A 12,014-nucleotide genomic window follows, 5' to 3' on the forward strand; every position below is an offset into this window, starting at 1 on the left:
GTGGCATTGCGTAACGAGGTTTTAACAAAGCTGTTTAGCCCAACAAAAGGCGCTGGTTTCACTTTAACACGTACGCACATTAACAGCAGCGATTATTCAAATAATCATTATACCTATGTTGATTCAGGCGACGAAGATCTTTCTACCTTTAGTATTAATCAAGATATAAGAGGTTTTACTGGTGATGAAAACGATCAAGTACGAGGTGTGGAACTTATAGAGCCGAGTTATGATTTGATCCCGATGATTAAAGAAGCAGCGAGTATTCCAGGAGCCAACTTCAACATTATTGCGTCGCCTTGGAGTCCGCCTTCATGGATGAAAACAGGTGAAACTTCTGAGATGACTAACGGCACCTTACAACCTAAGTATTATGGTGTTTGGGCAAAATACATATCGATGTATGTAAGTGCGTATAAAGCGCAAGGCATAAACTTATGGGGATTAACACCGCAAAACGAACCTTTACATTATCATGATGCGCGTTGGGATAGTAATGGCTTTACTGCTGAACAAGGGCGTGACTTTTTACGAGATCACTTAGGGCCACAACTTGTTGAAGATGGGCATTTGAAACTTGATGATTTAGATGCTGGGTTGCGCGTACTAATTTACGACCATAATAAATCGACTATGAATGATTATGTCGCTGCTACATACGAAGATCCAGAAGCTTCTAAATACGCCTGGGGAACTGCTTTTCATTGGTATGCAAATTCAGAACTTGACGAAAACAATTGGTATGCAAAAGAACTTGATAAACTACAAAAAACCTGGCCTAATAAAGGCATAATTCATTCTGAATCGAGTATTGATATTGATGCCAAAGACCCAGTTGGACAGTATTGGAGAAAGAGTACCGATTACGCTGGCACTTTTGTACCTTTTGATACTTATGCATACGATATTATTACCGACTTAAATCATGGCACCCAAGGCTATGTTGAATGGTGTATGATTTTGAGTAATGAAGGCCAACCAAACCCTTACGATAACTTTAATAGCGCACCAGTACTTATTAATCCAGTTACAGACGAAGTTATTTACACACCACTTTATTATTTACTAAGCCACTTTAGTAAGTTTATACGTCCTGATGCTCACAGAATTGGGTTAGTTGGAGATAATGTAGAAGGGGTTACTTATACAGCTGCAAAAAACCTTGATGGGTCTATGGCTATAGTTATTTTTAATAGAAATGAAAATCCTTATAACCTTTCGATTGAATTAGAAGACGAATTTTATACGATGCAAATTGCTCCTAGAGCTATGCAAACTATTTATTTACAAAGTAAGCAATAACAAATTTTAGAGGTGTTATTAGCACTAAAAAACATTAATTTGGCTAAGGTTAGCATCCATTAAAATTTAAACAATTTAAAACCAAACATGATAATAGACGTACATACACATATTAACAACTACCACGAAGACAGAGTAGTTTCGCTTGAAGCATGCCTTGACAAACTAACAGAAACCATGTTAGCAAACAAGGTTGATTACTCTTTAGTTTTGTCGTCTTATAAGGTTAATGAGCATCGACCAAGTACTAAACAGGTTGTTGAAGCTATTAAAGGGCGTAAAAATTTAGGCGTTGTGGCTGGCGTTAGCTATTTAAATTACAACCATAGAGACGTACGGGAAATAAGTGAATACCTGGAACAGGGACTTATTAAAGGGTTGAAATTTTATCCAGGATACGAGCCTTTTTACCCAAACGATATTAGGTTGAAACTTATGTATGAAATGGCTATTGAGTATGATGTGCCAGTCATGTTTCACTCTGGGGATACCTATGCACCAACGGGTAAAGTTAAATACTCTCATCCTTTACATATTGACGATTTAGCGGTTGATTATCCAGATTTAAAAATAGTGATTTGCCATGTTGGAAACCCTTGGATTAAAGATTGTATGGAAGTTGTTTATAAAAACAAAAATGTTTATGCTGATATTTCTGGTTTAGTTTTAGGTGATTTTACAGATAAGTTTGAGCGCTATATGAAAAAAGAAATTGAAGAAATGATTACTTATGCTGGCGACCCAAGGTATTTGTTATATGGCACGGATTGGCCAATTTCAAACATGGGATCGTATTTAAAGTTTATGAATCAGTTAGATTTAGCCGATGAAAAAAAGGAACTCATTTTATGGAAAAATGCTGCGGAACTTTTTAATATTGATGTGAATGAACTTTAAGGGTAAGGCTTAAAGTAAACTTCTTACTGGAATTAGTGGCGCCACATATTGCTAAATATAAAACCTATTAAAACATCATTCTGAGTTTAAAATATTAAGCTAGCAAACCAGCCCGCGTTAGGGATTGAAGTGGAAAGCCCACAGCGACGATAGGAGTGAGGACTTGTAGCGCAAAGCCCGACCCTTGGGTAACGCCCAAATTTTTCGTTTTATTTAGATTTTAGTTTCTGTTTGTTGTAATTTTGCGGCAGTAAATCGCCTTATCGCTTCTCGTTTAATCGGGAGGAGGAAAGTCCGAACACCGTAGTGCAACATAGTGGCTAATAACCACCAGCCGTGAGGTTAGGAAAAGTGCAACAGAAAGTATGTACAGGTAATGCTGTAGTGAAACCAGGTAAACTCTATGTGGTGCAATGTCATGTAAACCAACGTTTGAGGGCGGCACGCTCGATAGTTGGAGGGTAGGCAGCTTAAGTGTATTGGTAACAATGCATTTAGATAAATGATAAGGGCACATGCTTTTAAGTATGTGTACAGAATTCGGCTTATAGATTTACTCAAGCATTAAAAAACCCTTCTTTATTAGTTTAAAGAAGGGTTTTTGGTTAAAAAGGGTTGGTTGAAGGGAACTCTGGTAGATTACTTTATTTATTCTTTTGGTTTATAGGATAAATCTGGACGCATTTCGCCACTAAATTCTTCCGTTTTACTTGTATAGTCCATGACTTTACTAAATACTGCCCATCGTTCGTCAAAAGAACCTAAAAGTTCCTGATTTGCTTTTGATTTTTTGGCAGAGTCTATTTCATCCTTCGCAGAAACAGACACCATATAATAGTTTTTCATTTGCCCAAAGCCGTTTCTGTAAACACGATAATATTCAGTTGAGCCTTTAGCTTTAAAGTATTCCTTTACAGCCAGCATGCCTTCTCGCATTTTTTTTGCATTTTTTGGGGTATAGTACATGTAATACCATTTACGATAGTTTTCATCTGCTGGAGCCTCTGTTTTGTTTTCTGGCATGTAGGATAGCTCACTATCTCTAATAACAATATAGTCGCCATGTGAGCTATAGCATTGGTCGAAACGATTAAACATTTCTCCAAATTTATCGCCCATAGTTTTGGCCATTTCTTCGAAAGGACGTTCGTCTAATTCTGCCATGTTTTTTATAGGAGTAATATAGAAATATTGAAAATCGTTGGTCATAGCTGTAGACCAACTGGTTTGTACATTATGCTGGATGCTAGCTTCGTGAAACTCTTTAGCTATTTTTTCATATTCCATAAATTTTGATGGTTTTACATTATCCTGATGGATTATAAAGGCTTGCTGAGCATTTGTTATGGTAAAACTGAAGCATAAAAGCAATGTGATTAAAAGTGTTGATTTAAGTGTTTTCATAATATAAAATTTTGGTTGGTTTATTCTGATTCTGTTTGCATACTGTTTTGAGCAGCGATATCTTGTAGGTTGGCAATAACTTCTGATGGATCCCAATAGCCATATTCTTCAACTATTTTGCCATCAACAAATCGAGATGTCAAATGGATATGAATAGTAACATCTTTACCGTTGCCTTTTAGCGTTCCTTTCCAATCGCCCCAAAAGTTCACCCAAGTATGGCCTTTATCGTCAACTACCATTTCATATTCTTGACCATCATCTAAAAAACCTCGGCTAGAATAATTGGCATCATTCTGTTGGTGGTAATTCGGAATCTCTTTAGAGTCCATTAAATCACTATTAAATCGTGTTTTTGAAGTATCGGCATAATGACTTTGTGCTGATGCATAATCTTTGCTGTTATAAGCCTCAATCATAGATTTAACAGTATCAATCTCTTTGGAGTTTTGAGTGTAGCGTTGTTTTTGATTACAGTTAAAAAAAAGTCCGCTAATAAGTAGAAGTAAAATCAGTTTTTTCATGTTGTTTATGGTTTAAAAGGTTTGTATTAAAAATTAACCATAAACGATATCAAAAAAAATGGGCACATTTTATTTGACAGGTAAAAACAAGAATAGAGCCGGGGATGGCTCTTAAGGAGATTTCTAAAGTACTGAAAAAATATGAGTTATAAAAATAAATTTAGATTATAACTTTTCAAAAAAGCTAAAAACATTGCCGCCGTAACTTTTAGAATAGGAGTAATATTCTAATTCTGAAAGGTTGGTGTGTTTTGAATGTTCTACAATTAGCATCCCGTTTTCAAGTAATAGATTATTCTGAAAAATAAGCTCTGGAATTTTTGCAAATTGAGCATCTTCAAAACTGTATGGTGGATCGGCAAAAATAATATTGGCTTGTAAAGTGGCTTTCTCTAAAAACTTAAACACATCGCTTTTAATAGTCTGAATAGGCATTTTAAAAGCTTCAGCTGTTTGGTTTATAAATTTGATACATCCAAAATCTTGGTCTACACAAGTAATGTTTTCGGTGCCTCTAGAAGCGAATTCATAACTAATGTTTCCTGTGCCTGCAAATAAATCTAATACAGCAATGTCATCAAAATAATAATTGTTATTAATGATATTAAATAAAGATTCCTTCGCCATATCTGTAGTAGGGCGAACAGGTAAATTTTTAGGTGCAACTATTTTTCTGCTTTTGTATAAACCTGATATAATCCGCATTAAAAACTTTTTAGTAAAGTGAAATTAGAATATTCTGACTTTGGATTGTTTGTGTAATTAAAGCTATCTTTTCTGTTACCAAAGCTTATGTTTCTAATATATTTATAAGTGATGCTGTATAAATCGTCATTTTTAGAAATGGCTCCTAAAAAGATTAAATTAAGTGTTTCAGGATTCAGATTTAACTGCTCGGCAGTAAACAAAATGTAATAAATAAAATCTTCTTTGGAATGGTATGAAAAGGTATTACAAAGTATTAATTCACTTTTTTCAAATACTAAAATTTCAAAATGATTGGAATTTACATGAATGTAAATGTTACTGGTATTAGAATTTTTTTCTTGTTCCAATAAGGTTTCAATCAAAATAGTGGATACATGCTTATAAATAAAGGATCCAAATTTGTCGTAAATAAAATTATTAATGTTTGTATATGGTACATAAACATTAACACTTTTGTTTTCTTCAATAGTATCGAAAGCAATAAAATCAGACTTTAAAATTTTTGAATTAAACTTTAAATAGTCTGCTAAATTGTTTTCATTAAACAATGATTTTGGAACTAATGTCGCCAAATCATTATCATGAATAATATTAATGTTGGCAAAATTGCTTTTTAAAGCTTGTTCTTTTAAAAACACCAATTTTAACTCATCTAAAACTTCAAACGGATTTAGTTTTTTGTCAAACTGCACAGCCTTTAAAAACTCAATAGTATTTGAGTTTCTATTTAGTGTAGAAAAAGAAAGTCCACTCAAACTTATTTGAATGGACAATTCTAGATTAGTTAGCTTGTTACTAGTATTATTCGTTATCGCCATAAGTTTTTGGCCAGTTTCCACCAGTTTTAACTTCGTCCATTGAACCTACTTTTAAAGCATCTCCATTTACACCGTCAACAGATATAACTTGATTTTCTTGAATTAATAGATCTTTACTTTGGTCGTATAAAAGTACAGCCTTTTTTACCGTAGCTTCAAAAACTGGAATTTTAATATTGTTTTGCTCAATAAATCCAGCTTTCATTTCAAATTTAGCACCAGCCTCAGCACCAGGAACATTCATCATCGTTTTATAACGCGTTGAGGTTTTAAATAATGAATCTTTTACAGAAACAGTACCTAGCGTATCAATAATTATAATTTCTTTTGTCGTATCAACACCATATCTTTTTGTCATTACTTCATCAATGATACTTGAATCTCTTCGTTGTGTTAACGTGTATTCAGCAGTATCAATAAATTTAATTAAGCCATCAAAATCATTAGAAAACTTCCCAGTAACTTGTCTGTGAGCTAATTGAGCGTCTCTAATATCCTTTAAACTTTCAATTACTAAAGCATAACGTTTATTTTTAACTTTATTAAATTGAATAGGTTCATATATTGAAATATAAGTTTGATAACCTAAAAACCCAATTAACAACCAAAGTGCGATAGTCAAAACAGGTTTAAATTTAGAAGGGATAAATTTGTCAACTAACTTAACCAAGCCAATTGTAACTAAAATTACTGCTAATGCAATTAGGAAAAATGTCATAGTGTATATTTATTAATAATTTGTTAATGGTTTTAGCAAATCTACAATTTTTTTTTATTCGTTAAAACGAAAGCGCATAAAAATCATTTCTATATTTGAATAAATTTTAAATAGCACCTCATTTAAATGACATCATCCGAATTTTATTCAATAATAAAACAACAATTTCCTTTTGAACCAACGGTGAAACAAAATATTGTTTTACAACAATTGGCGGTGTTTATTTTTGATAAAAACCCGAATGCCTTATATGTGCTAAAAGGCTATGCCGGTACTGGAAAAACAACCATTGTTGGTGCTATTGTAAGTAACCTTTGGAAGGCAAAAAAAAGTGCTGTATTAATGGCGCCAACAGGACGAGCTGCTAAGGTAATTTCCAATTATTCAAACAAGGAAGCATTCACCATTCACAAAAAAATATATTTTCCAAAAAAAGAAAAAAGTGGTGGTGTTAAGTTTGTTTTACAACCAAATAAACATAAAAACACCATTTTTATAGTTGATGAAGCGTCTATGATTCCTGATGCTCCAGGAGATTCAAAACTTTTTGAAAACGGCTCCTTGCTTGACGATTTAATGAAATATGTTTATTCTGGTCATAACTGTAAATTACTTTTAATTGGCGATACCGCCCAGTTACCACCAGTAAAATTGGATATTAGTCCGGCACTTGACGAGCGCACATTAGCCTTAAACTATGATAAAGAAGTTACCAGAATGGAACTTGATGAAGTAGTCAGGCAAGAGCAAGATTCTGGAATTTTGGCAAATGCCACTATTTTAAGAGCCACCATATCAAGTTCATTTTTTGACGCATTTAAGTTTGATTTGGATGGCTATACAGATATTATTAGGCTTGTGGATGGCTATGAAATTATGGACGCCATAAATGATGCTTATAGCGAACTAGGCAAGGAGGAAACCGCCATAATTGTACGCAGCAACAAACGCGCAAATTTATATAATCAACAAATAAGAAACAGAATTCTATTTAATGAGCACGAACTTACGGCTGGCGATTTTTTAATGGTCGTTAAGAATAATTACTTTTGGGTAAAGCCCACAAGCGACGCCGGTTTTATAGCAAACGGCGATATTATTGAGGTTCTAGAAATATTTAGTATTCAAGAAATATATGGTTTTCGTTTTGCTGAAGTTAAAGTACGCATGGTAGATTACCCTAAAATGATACCTTTTGAAACCGTTTTAATGCTTGATACCATCGATGCCGAAACACCATCATTACCTTACGAAGAATCCAATAGGCTGTATCAAGAAGTCATGAAAGATTATGAAGATGAAACCAGCAAGTACAAAAAGTTTTTAAAAGTAAAAGCTAATAAACATTTTAACGCCCTACAGGTAAAATTCTCCTACGCCATAACCTGTCACAAATCGCAAGGTGGCCAATGGGATACCGTTTTTGTAGAGCAACCCTATTTACCAAATGGCATCGATAAAGACTATTTACGCTGGTTATATACAGCCGTAACTCGGGCCAAAGAAAAACTATTTCTTATAGGTTTTAAAGATGATTTTTTTGGGGAACCATAAAAAAACTCAATTTAAATTTATTTGTTTGGGCGCATCCCAAAAGGGTCGGGCTATCCATTACAAGTCCTCGCTCCCAAAAGGTCGCTGTGGGCTATCCATTTCTATCCCTTGCGCAGTCATCCGCAAATTGAATTCCTAATTAAAAGATAATTACTATCTATTCGCCGTGTTTTTCCTGCATGCAAAACCATTTGCCACATTTTTTTCACGCAAACCATTCGTGTCAAATCGTGAAATTCGTGTCATAATTACAAGTATATTTATTAGATTAGATTTTACGTAACTTTGAATAATTAACAACAAAAACAAAAATCCCCTTTGGGAAATTAGGGTCTTATGACATTCGAAACAATTATTAGTATTTGCCTCGGCATTGGTTTATCAGCATCCGTTGGGTTTAGAGTTTTTCTGCCATTATTTGCATTAAGTTTAGCCTCTTATTTCGATGTTTGGCAGCTAAACGAATCTTGGCAATGGATAAGTAATACAACTGCATTAATTACCTTGGGAGCAGCAACTTTAGTCGAAATTTTCGCCTATTTTATTCCGTATATTGATAATTTATTAGACGGTATAGCCGTGCCACTTGCTGCCCTTGCCGGAACAGCCATAATGCTATCAACATTGGCCGATTTAAGTCCCGTAATCACTTGGTCATTAGCCATTATTGCTGGTGGAGGAACAGCAGCAGCCGTTGCAGGAACTTCAAGTGCTACACGCTTGGCATCAACAGTTTCAACGGGTGGGATTGCAAATCCAATTGTATCTACTATTGAAACTGGTACGTCAATTGTTATGTCTATTATTTCCATTTTTATTCCAGCCTTAGCCATAATTTTAGTAATTATTCTATTTTTTATAATTTTCAAATTATATAAGAAGTTTAAAACTTCAAAAACATAAAACCTATATTATTTATGTATTTTTGAAATGCTAATTGCAGAGAATAATTCTAATTCATAAAGTAACCTTAATAGATGAAAATAATTTCAATGATTCCCGCTAGATATGCAGCATCACGTTTCCCCGGAAAACTGATGCAAGATCTTGATGGTAAAACGGTCATTTTAAGAACCTATGAAGCTACCGTTGCTACAAAACTATTTGACGATGTTTTTGTGGTTACTGATAGTGATATTATTTTCCAAGAAATTATAAATAATGGAGGCAAAGCCATTATGAGTAAAAAGGAGCATGAATGTGGAAGCGACAGAATTGCAGAAGCCGTCGAGCATCTCGATATTGATGTGGTTATAAATGTGCAGGGCGATGAACCATTTACAGACAAGGAATCGTTAGCTAAACTCATTGAGGTTTTCAAAAACGACCCGAATAAAGAAGTCGATTTAGCATCTTTAATGGTTCATATAACGGATCAGGATGAAATTAATAATCCCAATACGGTAAAAGTTGTTATTGACCAATCAGATTTTGCGCTTTATTTCTCCCGAAGTCCCATCCCATATCCAAGAGACAAAAGTGTAAAAGTTAAATATTATAAACATAAAGGTATTTATGCCTTTAGAAAACAGGCTATTCTAGATTTTTATAAGTTACCAATGCAAGTATTGGAAGCTTCAGAGAAACTAGAGCAATTGCGCTATTTAGAATATGGCAAACGCATAAAAATGGTTGAAACCGATGTGGAAGGCGTTGAAATTGATACTCCTGAAGATTTAGAGCGCGCAAACAAGCTATGGAAGTAAACTACCAAAACATAAAGGTAATTGGCTTTGATGCTGATGATACGCTTTGGGTAAATGAAACCTATTTTAGAGAAGCTGAAATTGAGTTTTGCAAATTATTATCGCAATACGAAACACCAAATAAAATTGACCAAGAACTTTTCAGAATGGAAATTGATAATCTTCCTCTTTATGGCTATGGTGTAAAAGCTTTTACCCTATCCATGGTAGAATCTGCATTAGAAATTTCGAATTACAATATTTCAACAAAAACCATTGAAGCCATATTGAATATTGGTAAGGATATGCTAAATAAACCTGTTGAATTATTGGATGGGGTAGAAACTGTTTTAAAATCATTATCAACCAAATACAAGCTCATATTAGCCACAAAAGGTGATTTATTAGATCAAGAACGAAAATTAGAAAAATCTGGGTTAACTAAATATTTTCATCATATTGAAGTACTAAGTGATAAAAAAGAAGCTAATTATTCAAATTTGTTAAACCATTTAGATATTAATCCTTCCGAGTTTTTAATGATCGGAAACTCGCTAAAATCAGATATTTTGCCCTTAGTAAATATTAAAGCAAACGCCATTCATGTACCTTTTCATACTACTTGGGCGCACGAAGAAGTTAGCGATGAGGAAAAAAACGGAAAAGCTTATAAAACTATTCATAGCTTAACAGAGGTATTAAAATTTCTAAAATAATTTGAAACAAATTGATTTAAATACCTGGAAAAGGAAACAACATTTTGAGCATTTCAAATCTTTAAAAGATCCCAGTTTTGGAGTTACTATTCCTATAAATGTTACTAAAGCTTATAAATTTTCAAAAGAAAATGATATTAGTTTTTTTGGGAAATATTTACATGCTTGTATGAAAGCAATCAATAGTGTAGACAATTTGAAATATAGAATTATTAACGATTCCGTAGTGGAATATGATGTGATTCATGCATCGGCAACCCTAATGCGTCCTGATAAAACTTTTGGGTTTTCATTTATTGATTATGATCAAAATTTAGAACTATTTATTGAAAATGTTAAAGCAGAAAAAAAACGAATTTGCAATTCATCTGAATTATTTCCACCAAAAAATGATTTAAATTGTATTTATTGTTCTGCCTTGCCTTGGTTAAATTTTTCGGGACATAAGGAGCCTATTTCAGGAAATTCAGACTCCATTCCTAGATTAGCATTTGGTAAAGCAACGCAACAGGGCAATGAATTAATTATGAATGTGGCTATAAATGTTAATCACGGTTTAGTGGATGGTTACCATGTAGGTGTTTTTGTAGAAAATTTTCAGCATAATTTAAATGAATAAAATTTAATTAATGGTATTTTTACCTTTTCTAAATGAAAATAAGTTAAATGAGTTATAATAACTTTCCAATGGTGCCAAGAGTTATTTTTGGCAGAGGTAGTTTTAATCAATTAAATGAAGTTTTGGCATTAAAACGTCAAAGTATTAAGGCGCCATTTATTTTTTTAATTGATGATGTTTTTAAAGGAAATATAGAGATTACCTCTAAAATTTCTTTAGCCTATGATGACAGAATTATTTTTGTTTCAGCAGCAGAAGAGCCTAAAACATCTCAAGTAGATAGTCTTGTTGAAGATATTATTTTAAAATCTAAAGAACGCCCATCGGGTATTATTGGTATAGGTGGTGGCACCTTGCTAGATTTAGCAAAGGCTGTTTCCATTATGATTACTAATGAAGGGGAAGCACAAGATTACCAAGGATGGGATTTAGTTAAAAACCCAGCCATTTATCATGTTGGGGTGCCAACAATTTCAGGTACTGGAGCTGAAGTTTCAAGAACTACGGTACTTACAGGACCAGAAAAAAAATTAGGCATAAATTCTGATTATACACCATTTGATCAAGTTATCCTGGATTCTGAACTTACAAATGATGTTCCAAAAGATCAATGGTTCTATACAGGAATGGATTGTTACGTGCATTGTATTGAATCGTTAACAGGTACTTACTTAAATACTTTTAGTGAGACGTATGGACAAATGGCGTTAGATTTGTGTAAAGAAATATTTTTAGGAGATAATCTTTCAGAAATTGAAGCTCAAGAAAAACTAATGATGGCCTCATGGCACGGTGGAATGAGTATTGCCTATTCTCAAGTTGGTATTGCACATGCCATGAGTTATGGCATGTCTTATTTATTAGGAACTAAACATGGCATTGGAAACTGTATAGTTTTCAATCATTTAGAAGACTATTATCCAGAAGGTGTTAAAGTTTTTAAACAAATGAAAGCTAAGCATAATATTGAATTACCTCAAGGACTTTGTGCGGATTTAAGCGATAGAGAATTTGATATTATGATTAACGTTGCTTTAAGTCTAGATCCACTTTGGGAGAATGCTTTAGG

General features: G+C 33.5%; 13 protein-coding genes and 1 other RNA gene. 9 read left to right on the forward strand and 5 right to left on the reverse strand.

Translation table 11 applies throughout. The features are described from left to right. The 3 genes from WBN21_RS15685 to rnpB all read left to right on the forward strand — a co-directional run. Positions 1–1,302 (forward strand): glycoside hydrolase family 30 protein (locus tag WBN21_RS15685; RefSeq protein ID WP_424201934.1); only part of this gene is annotated, 1,302 nt, incomplete at its 5' end. 87 nt (positions 1,303–1,389) lie between these two features. Then, complete coding sequence (locus tag WBN21_RS15690; RefSeq protein WP_424201936.1) at positions 1,390–2,199, forward strand: amidohydrolase family protein; 810 nt, start codon at positions 1,390–1,392, stop codon at positions 2,197–2,199. A 247-nt stretch (positions 2,200–2,446) separates the two neighbouring features. Then, positions 2,447–2,763: RNase P RNA component class A (gene rnpB, locus WBN21_RS15695), an RNA gene on the forward strand. Between the two features lie 84 nt (positions 2,764–2,847). On the opposite strand, the gene WBN21_RS15700 is transcribed toward rnpB, so the two are convergent. The 5 genes from WBN21_RS15700 to WBN21_RS15720 form a co-directional block, all read right to left on the reverse strand. Then, positions 2,848–3,603: a hypothetical protein gene (locus WBN21_RS15700; RefSeq protein ID WP_424201938.1), complete on the reverse strand. Its 756-nt coding sequence runs from the start codon at positions 3,601–3,603 to the stop codon at positions 2,848–2,850. Positions 3,604–3,623: 20 nt separating this feature from the next. Further along, a complete protein-coding gene (locus WBN21_RS15705) occupies positions 3,624–4,127 on the reverse strand; it encodes a nuclear transport factor 2 family protein (RefSeq protein WP_424201940.1) in 504 nt (167 codons plus the stop codon). A gap of 165 nt (positions 4,128–4,292) precedes the next feature. Then, entirely contained in the window at positions 4,293–4,832 is a 540-nt protein-coding gene (gene rsmD / locus WBN21_RS15710) for a 16S rRNA (guanine(966)-N(2))-methyltransferase RsmD (protein ID WP_424201942.1), read from the reverse strand. Beyond that, positions 4,832–5,653 (reverse strand): DUF3822 family protein, encoded by an 822-nt coding sequence (locus WBN21_RS15715; RefSeq protein ID WP_424201944.1) that lies wholly within the window; start codon positions 5,651–5,653, stop codon positions 4,832–4,834. Before WBN21_RS15715 ends, rsmD begins: the two co-directional genes overlap by 1 nt. Further along, on the reverse strand, positions 5,637–6,371 hold the full coding sequence (locus WBN21_RS15720; RefSeq protein ID WP_424201946.1) for a hypothetical protein: 735 nt from the start codon (positions 6,369–6,371) through the stop codon (positions 5,637–5,639). Before WBN21_RS15720 ends, WBN21_RS15715 begins: the two co-directional genes overlap by 17 nt. 126 nt (positions 6,372–6,497) lie before the next feature. Here WBN21_RS15720 and WBN21_RS15725 point away from each other — a divergent pair, with 126 nt between their 5' ends. The 6 genes from WBN21_RS15725 to WBN21_RS15750 all read left to right on the forward strand — a co-directional run. Then, the gene (locus WBN21_RS15725) at positions 6,498–7,925 is read left to right on the forward strand and encodes an ATP-dependent DNA helicase (RefSeq protein ID WP_424201948.1); all 1,428 of its coding nucleotides are present in this window, start codon (positions 6,498–6,500) and stop codon (positions 7,923–7,925) included. A 336-nt stretch (positions 7,926–8,261) separates the two neighbouring features. Then, a complete protein-coding gene (locus WBN21_RS15730) occupies positions 8,262–8,828 on the forward strand; it encodes a DUF4126 domain-containing protein (RefSeq protein WP_424201950.1) in 567 nt (188 codons plus the stop codon). Positions 8,829–8,902: 74 nt separating this feature from the next. After that, a complete protein-coding gene (gene kdsB / locus WBN21_RS15735) occupies positions 8,903–9,631 on the forward strand; it encodes a 3-deoxy-manno-octulosonate cytidylyltransferase (protein WP_424201952.1) in 729 nt (242 codons plus the stop codon). Further along, on the forward strand, positions 9,622–10,326 hold the full coding sequence (locus WBN21_RS15740) for an HAD family hydrolase (RefSeq protein ID WP_424201954.1): 705 nt from the start codon (positions 9,622–9,624) through the stop codon (positions 10,324–10,326). Before kdsB ends, WBN21_RS15740 begins: the two co-directional genes overlap by 10 nt. A 1-nt stretch (position 10,327) precedes the next feature. Continuing rightward, positions 10,328–10,945, forward strand: coding sequence for a CatA-like O-acetyltransferase (locus WBN21_RS15745; protein WP_424201956.1), 618 nt, complete (start codon positions 10,328–10,330; stop codon positions 10,943–10,945). Between the two features lie 47 nt (positions 10,946–10,992). Further along, a partial coding sequence (locus WBN21_RS15750; protein WP_424201957.1) for an iron-containing alcohol dehydrogenase family protein occupies positions 10,993–12,014 on the forward strand: 1,022 nt, incomplete at its 3' end.

Origin of the sequence: Algibacter sp. (genome assembly GCF_049667265.1) — a bacterium.
Lineage (GTDB): Bacteria > Bacteroidota > Bacteroidia > Flavobacteriales > Flavobacteriaceae > Algibacter_B.

Excerpts from the sequence above, each read along its gene's own strand:
- WBN21_RS15720 (WP_424201946.1), bottom strand. The coding sequence starts at position 6,371 with ATGACATTTTTCCTAATTGCATTAGCAGTAATTTTAGTTACAATTGGC.
- WBN21_RS15730 (WP_424201950.1), top strand. The coding sequence starts at position 8,262 with ATGACATTCGAAACAATTATTAGTATTTGCCTCGGCATTGGTTTATCA.
- kdsB (WP_424201952.1), top strand. The coding sequence starts at position 8,903 with ATGAAAATAATTTCAATGATTCCCGCTAGATATGCAGCATCACGTTTC.
- WBN21_RS15740 (WP_424201954.1), top strand. The coding sequence starts at position 9,622 with ATGGAAGTAAACTACCAAAACATAAAGGTAATTGGCTTTGATGCTGAT.
- WBN21_RS15705 (WP_424201940.1), bottom strand. The coding sequence starts at position 4,127 with ATGAAAAAACTGATTTTACTTCTACTTATTAGCGGACTTTTTTTTAAC.
- WBN21_RS15700 (WP_424201938.1), bottom strand. The coding sequence starts at position 3,603 with ATGAAAACACTTAAATCAACACTTTTAATCACATTGCTTTTATGCTTC.
- rsmD (WP_424201942.1), bottom strand. The coding sequence starts at position 4,832 with ATGCGGATTATATCAGGTTTATACAAAAGCAGAAAAATAGTTGCACCT.
- WBN21_RS15715 (WP_424201944.1), bottom strand. The coding sequence starts at position 5,653 with ATGGCGATAACGAATAATACTAGTAACAAGCTAACTAATCTAGAATTG.
- WBN21_RS15725 (WP_424201948.1), top strand. The coding sequence starts at position 6,498 with ATGACATCATCCGAATTTTATTCAATAATAAAACAACAATTTCCTTTT.
- WBN21_RS15690 (WP_424201936.1), top strand. The coding sequence starts at position 1,390 with ATGATAATAGACGTACATACACATATTAACAACTACCACGAAGACAGA.